The sequence below is a fragment of the Enhygromyxa salina genome, assembly GCF_000737335.2.
GTDB lineage: Bacteria > Myxococcota_A > Polyangia > Nannocystales > Nannocystaceae > Plesiocystis > Plesiocystis salina_C.
Window position 1 is genome coordinate 70,094 of sequence record NZ_JMCC02000010.1, and the last position, 13,827, is coordinate 83,920.

A 13,827-nucleotide genomic window follows, 5' to 3' on the forward strand; every position below is an offset into this window, starting at 1 on the left:
GTCACCTGGCGTTGGCGCCGAGGCGCAGCTCACCGTTGGCGGTGTAGACCAGCTCGTTGCTCCCACCTTCGGCCCAGATGACGACGCGCCAGATCGGCGAGCCATCCTTGCCCAGCTCCACGGTCGCGCTGTTGGGGGTCCCGCCGGTGCGCTCGGCGGCGGCGGCCAGGATTTGCGGCAGCGCGGTAAAGTCGATGCTGTTGACCGCGAAGCTGCTGCCCGGAACGGGCGCCTCGCCTCCCCGGCGCAGGTGTGTGCCGTCGGGGTCGATCGTGTAGCGCTGACCCTCGACGTCGTAGACCTCGATCCCGGCGTGAGTGATCTGGATCCGCCGAAGCTCGGCGCCGATCATCTCGACCCGCTCGGGCACGGTCTGCGGCTCACGCAGGTAGTCGTCGATGATCGGAAAGGTCCGCTGCTTCTCGGCGCCAAGGGTGGTGTAGAGCGTGAAGGCCACCGCGAAGATCGTGGCCAGGCCTGCGAGGGCGATCACGACGAACAAGCGCCGCGGGACGCGGCCGGTGCTGGGCTCGGGGGGGCTCATGGCCGGAGTGTGCCACGCGTTGCGCCGGGCCCGACGAGACGGTCGAGTGAGGGGCGGTGCCAAGCGCGACCGCAGGCTGACCGAACAGGTGGAGGGGCGGACGAGCGTGGGTGGGCGCAAAAGACGCGCACATGTTGTTCGAGCTTCGGTCATTGGCCTCGATCACGGGCGAGCTCCGGCCGCGACGTGAACGCGTTGACACAAACACGAGTGCGTCCGACATGGAGGCGAAGCGCCGCCCGAGGGATTGCCACTATTCGCTGTCCTCCAAGGCCGACGACAAATAACTTCACATTCGACCTTGACCGCCTGCATCTGCCGAGTACAATGCCCGAACTTCGCAAGGTATTGAGATGGCCCGCCCAGCACAGATCTGTCGATCGCAAGTCACTCCCACCGTCGCGCCCCGTAGCGTCGTTGGAAGTCGCTCGTGGTCTGGCAGTACTGAGGCGTGTTGCTGTCCAGGTTCCTGGCGATAAGATCGGCGCGTCCGCGCGGTCGCCCAAACCGGCAGTAGCACGCCCCCTGGTGGGCATTGGCGCTGAGCTGAGCGCAGTTGCGCATGCAGGCTAGAAGCCACGCCCGAGTTGAGGCAGTCATCGCCGCGCGTCGGCGAGGGCCTTGGCCGAGCTCAAACGAATAGTCTCACGGAGAGGCAAGCCGAAAGCTGGCGACGGCACCCGATTCGAAGTCGGACGAGATCGCATGGTCCTTGGGAGTTCGACCCTCCCTCTCTCCGCTTGAATGTGCCTTTGGAGAGGCAAGCCGAAAGTTGGCGACGGCACCCGGCCGCTACCCGGACGAGATCGCATGGTCCTTGGGAGTTCGACCCTCCCCCTCTCCGCTTCATATTGACCCAACCCAAGAAAGTGCCTGGAGAGGCAAGCCGACAGTTGGCGACGGCACCCGGATGGAACCCGGGCGAGATCGTTAGATCCTTGGGAGTTCGACCCTCCCTCTCTCCGTTCATATGATTCAACGCAACAATGGAGAGACAAGCCGAAAGCTGGCGACGGCACCCGATTTGAACTTGGACGAGACCGTGAGGTCCTTGGGAGTTCGACCCTCCCTCTCTCCGCTATTCCAAAACCGAGTGAGGAGGGTTCGAGTCCCTCGCGCGCTGATCTTTACGCAATATTCTCGATGCAGTGGCCGAAATGGATAGGCGCACGGCTGCAGTCTGTGTTCATGCGGGTTCGAGTCCCGCCTGCATCTTCTTCATCACCCGCGGGCCCCTGGCGCTAAGGGGGGGCCGGCCGAGCGACGAGGTCGTCGCTCTAGACCCGAATCAAGCGCTGCGCGCTCGACTCGGGCCTACTATGCCTTCAAGGGGGCTCTCGAGAGCCCCCTCGCTTTGGCGGCGGAGCCCCTTCACTCACCCCAAACGCTCGCCTGTCGGATTCAGCGCTTGATTTGGGTCTAGAATAGCTCGGGCAGTGAGGTGATCGTGCTGGCGCGCGCGAGCAGGTTGGCCAGTTGGTCGCGCTGCGTACATGCGAGGATGGCCTCGCGGGTCTGGGGGTCGACTTCGATACCTCGGGCGGCGAGGACGGCGAACACGGCTTGTTGGAGGGCTTCTTCGCGGCCTTCTTCGCGGCCTTCTTCGCGGCCTTCTTCGCGGCCTTCTTCGCGGCCTTGGCGGAGGCCGCGGGCGTAGGTCGAGCTCCTGCGGCGCTCCCACTCGAGCTCGAGCTCGCTGAGGGTCTCTTCATCTTCGGTGGGCAGTTGCTGACGGGCTTGTTGCATGACTTCCTCGCTGACGTTGGAGACTACCAGTTGTACATAGCGCGTGAGCTCCCGGGGCGCGACGCGGAGCAGGGCCTGTATCGTGACGGTGACGCACTCGACGGCGTGAGGTCCGTCGCCGTGGATGATGGCAGAGAGGATCGCGCGTGGGTAGTCGGCGAGCGCGAGCATGAAGTCGCTCACCGGCGGGATCAGATCGTGGGTGATCGGCAACGCAGCGAGGTCGGGTTCATCGGCGAACAGATCGTGCTGCACCCAGCTGATCACGCTGCGCATGGGGCTGAAGACGACCGTCCAGGCCGGGCACCTGTGCCGATAGCGAGCTGCTGCGCGGTACAGGACCATGGACCAGAGCTTGTCGGGGTCCTTGCCGAGCTGGACCTCGAACACGATGGCTACCTTGGCGCCGTCGTTGTCCGAGGCGACGATGAGGAGGTCGGCGTGGACCGTTCGGCCGGGGTAGACGGGGTCTTCGAACTCGGTGCCAGCGGGTTCGAGGTTGTCGTAGAAGCGCTGGGTGCGAGCGCCCGCCGCTCGGGCCAGATCGATGACGAGTTGGGGGTGCTCTCGAAACAAGAGCAGGAGGTTTTGATGGGTTTCGCTGGGCATGGTGGTTGTCCTCTGGCCCCTCCTCTCATGAGAAAATTGCCGGAATTGGCGCGCTTCGCGGCGAAAATTGGTGAATTTGTGCGTAGCTGGTCCAGATCGCCAGAAGCGCGAATTGGGGTGGCCCAAAGGTGGGCCAGTGTTGGCGGTTGGGGGAGGCGCTTGCCCGCTTGTGGACCGGTTCGGCGGCGGGCTGGGTGTCCGAGCGGGCCGTTTGGGAGATTTTTTCACGGACCTCCAACCCAGACAGGTTCCGGTCGGCTAGGGAAGGGCGGTGCCCACTGGACTCACGCAAGCCGAGCGAGCCGAACTCGCCCCCAATGGCTGGTCGAAGGAGCTGCTCACCGGCTTCAAGGCCGGCGAGCGGGCCGCGTTGACCGAGGTCTACCGGATGCACGCCGAGCCGGTCGCGCTGTTGCTTCGGCACGGGTTCTCGTTCGAGGCCAGCGGCACGCGGCACCGCTTCGTGGGCTACGGCTCGGGCTTCGAGCTGCAGGACGTCCTGCACGAGACTTTTCGACGCGCGTTCGAGCCGCGGTCGCGCGCCAACTACGATGGGATCCGCCCGTACGGCGCCTACGTGACCACGATCGCCCGCAACCTTGTGTTGCGATCGTTTCGTGCGCGCGAGGTGTTGTTTCCGCTGGAGGACGGCGAGCACCCGACCGCGGCCACGTTGGCGTTGCTCGACGAGGGTCCAAACCCCGAGCGCGAGCTGCACGACGCCGAAGTGCGCGAGCTCGTGACGGCGTTCTTGGCGACCCTCGACTCGGACCAGCAGCGGTTGGTCCAGCTGCGCTTCGTCGAGGGTCTGTCGCAGCGTGATGCAGCGGAGGCGCTCGGGCTTGGGCGCCAGCGGATTCGCACCAGTGAGAAGCAGCTGCGGCGGGCGCTGCTGATCTACCTGCGCGAACACGGCGAGGCCTCGCTGATCGAGGGGGTGGTCGCGGCCGTGGGGCTGCCGGCGCTGTTCGGCGCCGAGCTGTTGCGGGCGCTCGATGAGGTGACCCGATGAGTCGACCCAGCAAGCTGCGCCGCGCGATCGAGCGCGAGATGGTCGACGGGCTGCGAGCCGGTCGGCGGCGGGTGTTGGTCGAGCGGCTGCGCGGCAACGAGAGTGAGCGACGCGGCTGGGATCGGGCGATCGCGGCGCTGCGGGTGCTCGAGGATCGAGCTGTCTCGCGCACGGAGATCGATCAGGTCGAGCGCTGGCTGTTTGATGACCTGGCGACGCAGGGCGTCGTCGAGGCCGCGCCCGCGGGGCGTGGGCGGGGTTGGACGTGGCTCGGCGCGACCCTGGCGACCGTGGCGACAGCGGCGACGTTGTTGATCTGGATCGGCGGCGGCGAGGGCGACCCGCAGCCGGCGATCACCACGGGCGACACGGGCGAGCTGATCGGGCGCGGTGGGCTTGGGATCGCGCGGCCGCTCGGGCTCGAGCTGGTCTGCGGGACGCCGCCGCGGCCTGCGAGGGATCACGGCTGTGCGCTCGACGAGCTGCTGGGGTTCTCGGTTCGGCTTGGCGACGAAGCGCTCGACCCTCGCGCGGCCGCTGCCTTGGCCGAGGCGCCGCTGCATCTGAGCGTGTTTGGGATCGCCGAGACCGGCGAGGTCCGCTACTACCTGCCCAACCCTGGCGCCAGCGAGCTGCCCGAGCTGGCGATGACCAAGGGCTGGACGGCGCTGCCGACGTCGGTCCGGCTCGCGGTCAACCATGGCCCCGGTCGCGTGCGGGTGTTTGCGCTGGCGAGCGCGCTCGAGCCAAGCACCGCCGACATCGATCGCTTGGCCGCGTCGCTGGCCGAGCAAGCGCGGGCCAGCGTCGATGATCCACCCTGGCATCTTCGTCTCGAGGCCGATGAGCTCGCGCCGCTATGTAGCGACGTCGATCGCTGCGCGTCGGCCGAATCCGAATTCCTGCTGCTCAACCCTGATCCCGCGAGGGATCCCGCGAGGACTCGCCCATGAACGCCGTAACTCATGCTCTGTTGCTGATGGTCGCTGGCGCGCTGGCGCTGCTTGGCCCGCAGGCCGCCCACGCCGGGCGCCCCGAGGGTCCGCTGCCGCTGGCGGCGGTGGCCCCGACCGTCGTCGCCGAGCCGGCCCGCTTCGCGCTGGTGATCGGCAGCAACGAGACCACCAGCAAGGAACAAAAACCGCTGCGCTTCGCCGACGATGACGCGGCCCGGATCGCCGAGCTGTGGCGCGAGCTCGGGGCCGAGGTCGAGCTGCTGACGGTGTTCGATCAAGCCAGCCAGGCGCGGTTTTCTGGGTTGGTCAAGTCGTCGCAGCAGCCGACCAAGTCGAAGCTGGATGCGGCGTGGGCCCGGTTGCTGACCAAGATGGACGCTGCGGCCGCGGCCGGGCGCGAGGTGGAATTGCTGATCTACTACGCGGGCCACGGCGACGTGGGGCCCGACGGGCAGGGCTTCTTGACGCTGGCCAACGGCGACACGCTGACCCGCCATGATCTGTTCTCCAAGCTGCTCGGCGCGTCGCCGGCGGATCACAACCATGTGATCGTAGACGCCTGCCGCAGCGAGCAATTCGTGCTCTCGCGCGGGGAGTGGCAGCCTGATCATGGGCCGGCCGACTACGGCGACAGCATCCGCGAGTACCTCGACGGCAACCATCTTGGGGCCCACCCAAACACCGGCGTGGTGCTGGCCCACTCGGCCGATCAGCAGACCCACGAGTGGGAGCGCTGGGAGGGCGGGATCTTCACGCATCAATTGCTCAGCGGGCTGCGCGGCGGGGCCGACATCAACGGCGACGGGCGGATCGAGTACTCGGAGCTGGGCGCGTTCGTGTCGGCGGCCAACAGCGGCGTCGGGGACACGCGGGCGCGGCTCGAGGTCGCGGTTCGTCCGCCCCGCGGCGACGAGCGGGCGCCGCTGTTGGTCCACGAGCGCATCACGGATCAGCGGGTGCTGTTGTTCGCCGGGGGCGACTCGGGGCGCTACAGCTTGGAGGACGCGCGCGGGGTCCGGCTCGCCGATCTCAACCATGCGAGCGGGCAGCCTGCGTACCTGCGGCTCCCGAGCGGCGCGGTGTTCTTGTATCGCCACGCGCGGGCCGACGGCAGCCGCGACGGCGAGGTGAAGATCGCTGCCAACGAGACGGGGGTGGTCGCGCTTGGTCGCTTGGAATTTCACGAGCCGCAGTCCGACGCCCGCGGTCCGCTCGACGACGCCCTGCGCACGGGCTTGTTCAAGGTCGCCTACGGGCCGGGCTACTACGCGGGCTACACGGATCAGGAGCAGCTGCTCGCCGTCGCCGATCCCGACTGGGAGGTCCACGTGTGGCAGCGCGATCCCCAAACGGGCGAGCTCGTCGAGGTCGCGCGGGTGACCGGCGAGGATCCGGCCGACGACGCATCCAAGACCGAGACCGTGATCATCGAGGAGGTCGAGGTCGATCCGGAGTGGAGCTGGGACTGGGATCGCACCTGGCTGTCGTTCGCGGTCGGGGCCGAGTTCAACGTGCTCGCGCCGACCGGGCGGATCCAGCTGCCGGACGCCCGGATCAAAGCCAACGAGCTGCCGGGCTTCGATGACAAGGGGTTTCCATCGGCGCTGCGTGGCGTCGATGTTCGGGTTGGCGCGTTCTCGGGGCGGACGCCGACTCGCTACCCCGTCGTCGAGGGCTTCTTTCGCACGGGCTACACCGAGGGGCACGCGAGCTTCATCCCATCGGACGACGTCGACGGATTTGACCGCGGCGACGCGATGCAGCTGGACTACCTGACCGTTCCGCTGTTCTTTGGCGGCAACATCTACTTTCCTCGGAAGTGGCCGGTGCGGCCCTACGGCGGGCTCGGAGCTGGGTTTGACGTGATGCGACTTCGCTATGCACGGCACGACGCCGATGACTACGTGGCCGCCGGGTTGCGGATCGGCTTCGAGCTCCACGGTGGCATCGACGTTCGGATCACCAACTACTTCGGACTGTTCGGCGAGGTCCGCCAGCTGTGGAGCGCGCGGATCAAGACCGGCGCGGCGCTGCCTGACTTTGGCAACACCGGGTTCTCGGTGATCAGCGGCTTGAAGTTTGGGATCCCGGTCGGCCCAGGCGCGGCGGCGACCCAGCGCGAGGCGGAGCGTCGTCGGGATCACAAGCTTCGCGTGGTCAAGCACGTGGAGACCAAGCCCGCGCCCAAGGTCCACACGATCGTGGTGCCCGGTCCGGCGCCCGCTGGTGCGCCAGCTCCCGTCGCGCCGCCGGCCCCCGCCGTAGAGGTGACCGCGCCCGCGCCCACGCCAGCACCGATCGAGCCGCAGCCGGTCGCGCCGCCTCCAAGTGGAGCGATCGAGGTTGACCCGAGCGCGGGCCAGTAGCACCGACGACCACGACAACGAGCGGCTCACCCACGCATGGGGCGAGCCGCTCGTTCGCGTTGGTTGCGTTGGCGATTCAGGCCGCGTCGAACTGCGCGACTTCGGTGCTGCCCTGCATCGCCATGGTCGAGGACTGCCCGCCGCTGATCACCTGCGTGACCCGGTCAAAATACCCAGTCCCCACTTCGCGCTGGTGACGAACGGCGGTGTAGCCCGTGGCTTCGGCCGCGAACTCCTCGGCCTGCAGCTGGGCATACGCGCTCATGCCCGACGCCTTGTAGCCCCGCGCCAGCTCGAACATCGAGTGATTCAACGCGTGAAAGCCCGCGAGCGTGACAAATTGGAACTTGTAGCCCATGGCCCCGAGCTCGCGCTGGAACACGGCGATCGTCGCGTCGTCGAGCTTGCGCTTCCAGTTGAAGCTGGGCGAGCAGTTGTAGGCGAGCAGCTTGCCGGGGTAGCGCGCGTGGATGGCCTCGGCGAAGCGGCGGGCTTCGTCCAGGCTCGGGGTCGAGGTCTCGCACCACAGCAGATCGGCGTAGGGCGCATAGGCCAAGCCACGCGCGATCGCAGCCTCGATCCCGTCCCGGACTCGAAAGAAGCCGTCGGGGGTGCGCTCGCTGCCAAGCAAGAAGGGCCGGTCGCGCTCGTCGATGTCGGAGGTGAGCAACTTGGCGCTGTTGGCGTCTGTGCGGGCGATCAGCACGGTCGGCACGTCGCAGACGTCGGCCGCGAGCCGGGCGGCGACCAGCGTGCGCACGAACTGACTGGTGGGAACCAGGACCTTGCCGCCGAGGTGCCCACACTTCTTCTCGGACGCGAGCTGATCTTCGAAGTGCACGCCCGCGGCCCCGGCCTCGATCATGTTCTTCATCAGCTCGAACGCGTTGAGCGGCCCGCCGAAGCCGGCCTCGGCGTCAGCGACGATCGGCGCCAGCCACCTGCGGCTCGCGGTCCCGGACTCGCTGCGCTCGACTTGATCGGCCCGCTGCAGCGCGTTGTTGATGCGCTTGACGACGGCGGGCACGGAGTCGGCCGGGTACAAGCTCTGATCGGGATACATCTGCCCGGCCAAGTTGGCGTCGGCGGCGACCTGCCAGCCCGAGAGATAGATCGCCTCGAGTCCTGCGCGGACCTGTTGAACGGCCTGGTTGCCGGTCAGGGCCCCGAGCGCGTTGACGTAGTCGCGCTCGTGGAGCAGTTGCCACAGATGCTCGGCGCCGACGCGGGCCAGCGTGTGCTCGACGACCACGGATGGGCGCAGGCGCTCGACGTCGGCGTGGGTGTAGGGGCGTTCGACGCCGTCAAATCGGCGCGCGCGGAGGGTCTGATCTCGAGTGTTCATGATTCGTCTTTCATCAGCACGAGGTGCGGGTAGGCGCGTAGGGTCGAGAATTCGGCGAGCTCGTCGGCGAGGACCAGCTCGAGCAAGAGATCACGCGCGAGGGCGAAGCGTCCGGCCTCGAACTGCGCGTCGCCGAGTTGGGCGCGGATCGTGGTCAGCTCGTCGGCGACCACCGCTCGCAGCAACGCCTCGTTCACGGGCTGGCCGTCGTCGAGGGTGACGCCGTGGTGGCGCCACTGCCATAGCTGCGCCCGCGAGATCTCGGCCGTCGCGGCGTCCTCCATGAGGTGATAGAGCGGCACGCAGCCGTGGCCGCGCAGCCAGGCCTCGAGGTACTGCAGGCCAACCCGCACATTGAGACGCAGGCCGGCCTCCGTACGCGCGCCGCTGGGGACCGCGAGCAGCTGCTCCGCGCTGATCTCGAGGTCTTCACGCAGGCGCCCGAGCTGGTTGGGCGCCGCGCCAACGACCGCAGAGAATGCTCGGCGTGCTGTGGGGATCAAGCCCGGGTGGGCGACCCATGTGCCGTCGTGGCCGTCGGCAGCCTCGCGGCGCTTGTCCTGCGCGACCTTGTCGAGCGCGGCCTGGTTGGCGGCGGGGTCGTCCTTGCGGGGGATCTGCGCGGCCATGCCACCGATCGCGTGGGCACCCCGTTTGTGGCAGGTCTTGATCAACAGCTGCGAGTACGCGCGCATGAACGGCTGCAGCATCCCGACCTGCGCGCGGTCGGGCACGATCCGGCTGGGGTCGGCACGGAATGTCTTGATGTACGAAAAGATGTAGTCCCAGCGACCGCAGTTGAGCCCGGCCGCGTGCTCGCGCAGCTCGTACAGGATCTCGTCCATCTCGAACGCTGCGGGCAGGGTCTCGATCAGCACGGTCGCCCGGATCGAGCCGCGCGGGAGATCGAGCAATTGCTGGGTCGCCACGAACACCTCGTTCCACAGCCGGGCCTCGAGGTGGCTCTGCAGCTTGGGCAGATAGAAGTAGGGGCCGGTGCCGCGCGTGAGCAGCTCGCGGGCGTTGTGGGCCATGAACAGGCCAAAGTCGACGAGCGCGGCCGGAGCCGGGCGACCGCGCCACAGCAGGTGTGCCTCGGGCAGGTGCAGGCCGCGTGGGCGCACGAGCAAGGTCGCCAACTTCGAGGCTTGAGGGTGAAGCCGGTAGTGCTTGCCGGTGTCGGCGTCGCGGTACTCGAGCTCGCGCCGAACCGCGGCGCGCAGTGCCGTCTGACCGCCGATCAGGTTGGCCCACGTCGGTGCGCACGAGTCCTCGAAGTCGGCCATGAACATGTCGGCCCCGGAGTTGAGCGCGTTGATGATCATCTTTGGCTCGACGGGGCCGGTGATCTCGACGATGCGGCGCTGCAAGTCCTCGGGTGTTGGCGCCACGCGCCAGTCACCACGGCGGACCGGCTCGGTCTCGGGCAAGAAGCGTGGCAACTCGCCGGCGTCGAAGCGGGCTTGCGTCTCGCGGCGCTGGCCGAGCAGCGCATCGATGCGATCTGCGAAGCCCAGGCACAGCTCGCCGACCAGCGAGAGCGCGGCGGGGGTCAGGATCTCGGCGCCGCCCGGCACCGCGCCAGCGGCGGACCCGGCGATCTCGAGACTCCCCTTCATTTTGTCCGACATGGTTTACAGATTCTAGGCATCCACATGTGGATTTCAATAAAATATGTAGTTTCAAGTAGTTGGCGATGTGAAGATGAGTCATGGACGAGCGGTAAAGTTGTGAAGTCTGTAAATTGTGCGCGCAGATCCAGCGCCCTTCGGATTACTCTGGGGCCGGTGGCCACGACCAACCTGGGTTCGAAAGTCCGCGCGAAACGTCGCGCCCGGAGCATGACGCAAGCCGAGCTCGCGCGGCGGCTGGGGATCTCGGCGAGCTACCTCAACCTCATCGAGCACAACCAGCGCCCGCTGACCGCGACGTTGCTGATCAAGCTTGCCCAAGAGTTTTCGCTCGAGCTGAGCGAGTTCGCGGCCGACGATGATCAGCGCCTCGCCGCGCACATGTTGGAGGCGTTCGCGGATCCCGTGTTCGAGGAGCACGGCCTGAACTCGGCCGAGGTCCGCGAGCTAGCGAACAGCTCCCCGGCGATCGCTCGGGCCGTGCTCACGCTCTACGAACAATTCCAGCGCGCCCGCGAGTCGCTCAACGAGCTCGCGCAGGTCTCCTATGCCAAGCAAGAGGGCCACGCCGACGGGGCCGTGAACTTGCGCGGCGAGGTGCTTCCGTCCGAGGAGGTCAACGAGTTCATCCAGCATCACATGAACTACTTTGGTGAGCTCGAGGACCGCGCCGAGCAGCTGTGGGTCGACGCCAAGCTCAAGCGTGGGGCTCGGTTCGCGGGCATGGCCGAGTGGCTCGAGCGACAGGGGATCGGCGTGCAGTCGTCGGAGGGCGAGGGCCGGATCGTGCGTCGCTATGATCGTGAGCTGCGGCGCATCAGCCTGTCCGAAGCGCTGCCGCCGTCGAGCCGCAACTTTCAGCTGGCGACCCAGATCGCGCTGATCTGCCACCACGATCTGCTCGAGCAGCTCAGCGAGGACGACCCGATGTTGACCGGTGCGAGCTCCCGCATGCTCGCGCGGCTGGTGTTGGCCAACTACTTCGCCGGGGCGGTGCTCATGCCCTACGCCAGCTTTCATCGGTCCGCGGTGTCGCAGCGCTACGACATCGAACTCCTGGCGAATCGCTTCGGCACCAGCTTCGAGCAGGTCTGTCATCGGCTCACGACGCTGCGGCGGCCCGGCGCCGAGGGGGTGCCGTTTCACATGCTGCGGGTCGACATCGCGGGCAACATCTCGAAGCGCTTCTCGGGCTCGGGGATTCGCTTCGCTCGCTTCTCTGGGGCGTGTCCGCGCTGGAACGTGTTTCGGGCGTTTCAGACGCCCGGGCTGATCCGGGTGCAGACCTCGATCATGCCCGATGGCGATCCCAACAAGTTCTTCTGTGTGGCTCGCACGGTCGCGCATGGGCGCGGCGGCTACGGTGCGCCGCGGGCCACGTTGGCGGTTGGGCTGGGGTGCCCGATCGATCGCGCGCCGGAGCTGGTCTATGCCGATGGGGTCGACCTCAGCGACGAAGAGGGGATGCTCGCGGTCGGGGTGACGTGTCGGCTGTGTGAGCGGCGCGACTGCGAGCAGCGGGTGCTGCCCTCGCTGCGCCAGCCGCTGCAGCTGCGCGAGGATATCCGGGGGGTGTCGATGTACACGGATCCTGAGCGCAGCTAGGAAGAAGCCACAGGTCTTCGCCCGGGTCATGTTCGAGCTTGGGCTCCGCGGCGTGTTCCACGGCTCGAAGCAGCGCGCCGCCGGTCGCTTGCGTGGGCGCGGGCGCTGCGGCTATTCACTCGCCGTGCGAGAGCGCTGCGCTGACCACCCCTGGCTGCAGCTCGTGGATCCCCGCGAGGCTCGCCCATGATCGTGCAAGCCTGGATCGCGGTCGCGGTGGTCGCGGCGGTGTTCGTGCTGCTCGCGGTTGCTCGGCATCCGCCCTACTTGATCTTGCTGGGCGGCCTCGCGGTGCTGCTGGTCACCGGGGTGGTCGAGCCCAGCGCCGGGTTCTCGGGGTTTGCAAACCCGGGGCTGATCACGGTGGCGATCTTGTTTGTGGTCGCGGCGGGCCTGCGCCAGACCGGCGCGCTGGCGTACTTGGTTCAGCGCGCGCTCGGTCGGCCGCGCTCGGCCACGCAGGCCCAGCTGCGGCTGGTGCCGCCGGTCGTGGTGGGCAGCGCGTTCGTCAACAACACGCCGGTCGTGGCGATGCTGATGCCGGTGGTCATGGATTGGTGCAAGACCACGCGGATCCCCGTCTCGAAGCTGCTGTTGCCGCTCAGCTACATCGCGATCTTGGGCGGCCTGTGCACGCTGATCGGGACCAGCACCAACATCGTCGTCAACGGGCTGTTGGTGGCGCAAGGTATGCCCGGGCTGGGGATGTTCGACATCACTTGGGTCGGGCTCCCGTGCGCGATCGTGGGCGTGAGCTTCTTGCTGATCTCGGCCCGGTGGTTGCTGCCGAATCGTGACGGAGAGCTTGGCGTACCAGAGGATCCGCGCGAGTACACCGTCGAGATCACCGTCGCGGCGGGGGGCCCTCTGGTCGGCAAGTCGATCGAGGCGGCTGGGCTGCGGCACCTGCCCGGGCTGTACTTGATGGAGATCCACCGCGGCGGTCACATCGTCCCGATCGTCAACCCGAGCGAGCGGCTCGAGGCCGACGATCAGCTCGTGTTTGTGGGGGTCCTGGACTCGGTCATGGACCTCCAGCGGATCCCCGGGGTCGGGCCCGCGACCCGGCAGGTGTTCAAGCTGGACTCGCACCGGGCCGAGCGCTGCTTCGCCGAGGCGGTGGTGTCGTGGAGCTGCCCGCTGATCGGAAAGACGATCCGCGAGGGCCGGTTTCGCAACAAGTACGACGCGGTGGTGATCGCGGTGTCGCGCAACGGCGAGCGCATGCCCGGGCGCATCGGTGACATCGAGCTGCGCGCCGGGGACACGCTGTTGATCGAGGCGCTGCCCTCGTTCGTCGAGCAGCAGCGCAACTCGCGAGACTTCTATCTGGTCAGCCGGCTCGACGGCGCGGGGCCGCCGACCAAGGCGCAGGCGCCGATCTCCCTCGTGATCTTGGCGGGCATGGTCGCGCTCGCGGCGACAGGCTTGCTCTCGATGTTGCAGGCGGCGTTGCTCGCCGCGGCGGCGATGCTGCTGACCCGCTGCTGCTCCGAAGAGACCGCCCGCCGCAGCATGGACTGGCCGCTGATGCTGGCGATCGGGGCGTCGTTTGGGCTGGGCAGCGCGCTCGAGACCACCGGCGCCGCGCAGACGATCGCGGAGGTCGGGCTGGGCTACGCCGGGACCAACCCGCTGCTGGCGCTGATCGTGATCTACGCGGCGACCACCACGCTGTCGGAATTGGTGACCAACAACGCGGCGGCGATCATCGTGTTTCCGATCGCAATGTCGACCGCGGCGCAGCTGGGCGTCAACCATATGCCCTTCGTGGTCGCGGTGATGGTCGCGGCCTCGTCGAGCTTTGCGACGCCGCTTGGGTATCAGACCAACCTGATGGTCTATGGCCCCGGCGGCTACAAGCTCTCGGACTTCTTGAAGATCGGCGTGCCGATGAACCTGCTGATGTGGACGGTCACCTGCACGCTGGCGCCGCTCATCTGGCCGTTCTGATCGCCGGGGCCGGTTCGGCAAGAGACTCCTGCAAGATCGGCGCGACGTCTGGGTTGAAGA

General features: G+C 67.6%; 9 protein-coding genes and 5 tRNA genes. 10 read left to right on the forward strand and 4 right to left on the reverse strand.

Annotated features, from left to right (window positions below; all coding sequences use genetic code 11):
• Position 1: 1 nt before the first annotated feature.
• A complete protein-coding gene (locus DB30_RS05320) occupies positions 2-544 on the reverse strand; it encodes a hypothetical protein (protein WP_052546887.1) in 543 nt (180 codons plus the stop codon).
• A gap of 649 nt (positions 545-1,193) precedes the next feature.
• Between DB30_RS05320 and DB30_RS05325 the strand changes: the two genes are divergently transcribed.
• The 5 genes from DB30_RS05325 (at position 1,194) to DB30_RS05345 (ending at position 1,759) form a co-directional block, all read left to right on the forward strand.
• Positions 1,194-1,283, forward strand: a tRNA-Ser gene (locus DB30_RS05325).
• A 15-nt stretch (positions 1,284-1,298) separates the two neighbouring features.
• Positions 1,299-1,388, forward strand: a tRNA-Ser gene (locus DB30_RS05330).
• Positions 1,389-1,419: 31 nt separating this feature from the next.
• A tRNA-Ser gene (locus tag DB30_RS05335) sits at positions 1,420-1,509 on the forward strand.
• Between the two features lie 23 nt (positions 1,510-1,532).
• A tRNA-Ser gene (locus DB30_RS05340) sits at positions 1,533-1,622 on the forward strand.
• 64 nt (positions 1,623-1,686) lie between these two features.
• Positions 1,687-1,759, forward strand: a tRNA-Cys gene (locus DB30_RS05345).
• A gap of 204 nt (positions 1,760-1,963) precedes the next feature.
• Here the strand turns inward: DB30_RS05345 and DB30_RS05350 are convergent.
• The gene (locus DB30_RS05350; protein ID WP_052546888.1) at positions 1,964-2,899 is read right to left on the reverse strand and encodes a hypothetical protein; all 936 of its coding nucleotides are present in this window, start codon (positions 2,897-2,899) and stop codon (positions 1,964-1,966) included.
• 271 nt (positions 2,900-3,170) lie between these two features.
• On the opposite strand from DB30_RS05350, the gene DB30_RS05355 reads away from it, so the two are divergent.
• Genes DB30_RS05355 through DB30_RS05365 form a run of 3 tightly spaced genes read left to right on the forward strand, consistent with a single transcriptional unit; the run spans position 3,171 to position 7,233 of the window.
• Entirely contained in the window at positions 3,171-3,911 is a 741-nt protein-coding gene (locus tag DB30_RS05355) for an RNA polymerase sigma factor (RefSeq protein ID WP_052546889.1), read from the forward strand.
• Positions 3,908-4,864: a hypothetical protein gene (locus tag DB30_RS05360; RefSeq protein ID WP_052546890.1), complete on the forward strand. Its 957-nt coding sequence runs from the start codon at positions 3,908-3,910 to the stop codon at positions 4,862-4,864. Before DB30_RS05355 ends, DB30_RS05360 begins: the two co-directional genes overlap by 4 nt.
• Positions 4,861-7,233 (forward strand): caspase family protein, encoded by a 2,373-nt coding sequence (locus tag DB30_RS05365; protein ID WP_146658083.1) that lies wholly within the window; start codon positions 4,861-4,863, stop codon positions 7,231-7,233. The genes DB30_RS05360 and DB30_RS05365 overlap by 4 nt, the downstream gene beginning before the upstream one ends.
• A 76-nt stretch (positions 7,234-7,309) precedes the next feature.
• On the opposite strand, the gene aceA is transcribed toward DB30_RS05365, so the two are convergent.
• Both aceA and aceB read right to left on the reverse strand, forming a co-directional pair.
• Complete coding sequence (gene aceA / locus DB30_RS05370; protein WP_052546892.1) at positions 7,310-8,578, reverse strand: isocitrate lyase; 1,269 nt, start codon at positions 8,576-8,578, stop codon at positions 7,310-7,312.
• Positions 8,575-10,209: a malate synthase A gene (gene aceB, locus DB30_RS05375; protein ID WP_146658084.1), complete on the reverse strand. Its 1,635-nt coding sequence runs from the start codon at positions 10,207-10,209 to the stop codon at positions 8,575-8,577. Before aceB ends, aceA begins: the two co-directional genes overlap by 4 nt.
• A gap of 156 nt (positions 10,210-10,365) precedes the next feature.
• Between aceB and DB30_RS05380 the strand changes: the two genes are divergently transcribed.
• Together DB30_RS05380 and DB30_RS05385 are read left to right on the forward strand one after the other, a co-directional pair.
• Complete coding sequence (locus tag DB30_RS05380; protein WP_276204333.1) at positions 10,366-11,814, forward strand: helix-turn-helix domain-containing protein; 1,449 nt, start codon at positions 10,366-10,368, stop codon at positions 11,812-11,814.
• A 186-nt stretch (positions 11,815-12,000) separates the two neighbouring features.
• Positions 12,001-13,767: an SLC13 family permease gene (locus DB30_RS05385; protein ID WP_052546894.1), complete on the forward strand. Its 1,767-nt coding sequence runs from the start codon at positions 12,001-12,003 to the stop codon at positions 13,765-13,767.
• The last annotated feature ends 60 nt before the right edge of the window (positions 13,768-13,827 follow it).

What these genes read in the sequence shown, in the direction of transcription:
- DB30_RS05320 (WP_052546887.1), bottom strand. Translation starts at nt 544, where the DNA reads ATGAGCCCCCCCGAGCCCAGCACCGGCCGCGTCCCGCGGCGCTTGTTC.
- DB30_RS05350 (WP_052546888.1), bottom strand. Translation starts at nt 2,899, where the DNA reads ATGCCCAGCGAAACCCATCAAAACCTCCTGCTCTTGTTTCGAGAGCAC.
- DB30_RS05360 (WP_052546890.1), top strand. Translation starts at nt 3,908, where the DNA reads ATGAGTCGACCCAGCAAGCTGCGCCGCGCGATCGAGCGCGAGATGGTC.
- DB30_RS05365 (WP_146658083.1), top strand. Translation starts at nt 4,861, where the DNA reads ATGAACGCCGTAACTCATGCTCTGTTGCTGATGGTCGCTGGCGCGCTG.
- aceA (WP_052546892.1), bottom strand. Translation starts at nt 8,578, where the DNA reads ATGAACACTCGAGATCAGACCCTCCGCGCGCGCCGATTTGACGGCGTC.
- DB30_RS05385 (WP_052546894.1), top strand. Translation starts at nt 12,001, where the DNA reads ATGATCGTGCAAGCCTGGATCGCGGTCGCGGTGGTCGCGGCGGTGTTC.
- aceB (WP_146658084.1), bottom strand. Translation starts at nt 10,209, where the DNA reads ATGTCGGACAAAATGAAGGGGAGTCTCGAGATCGCCGGGTCCGCCGCT.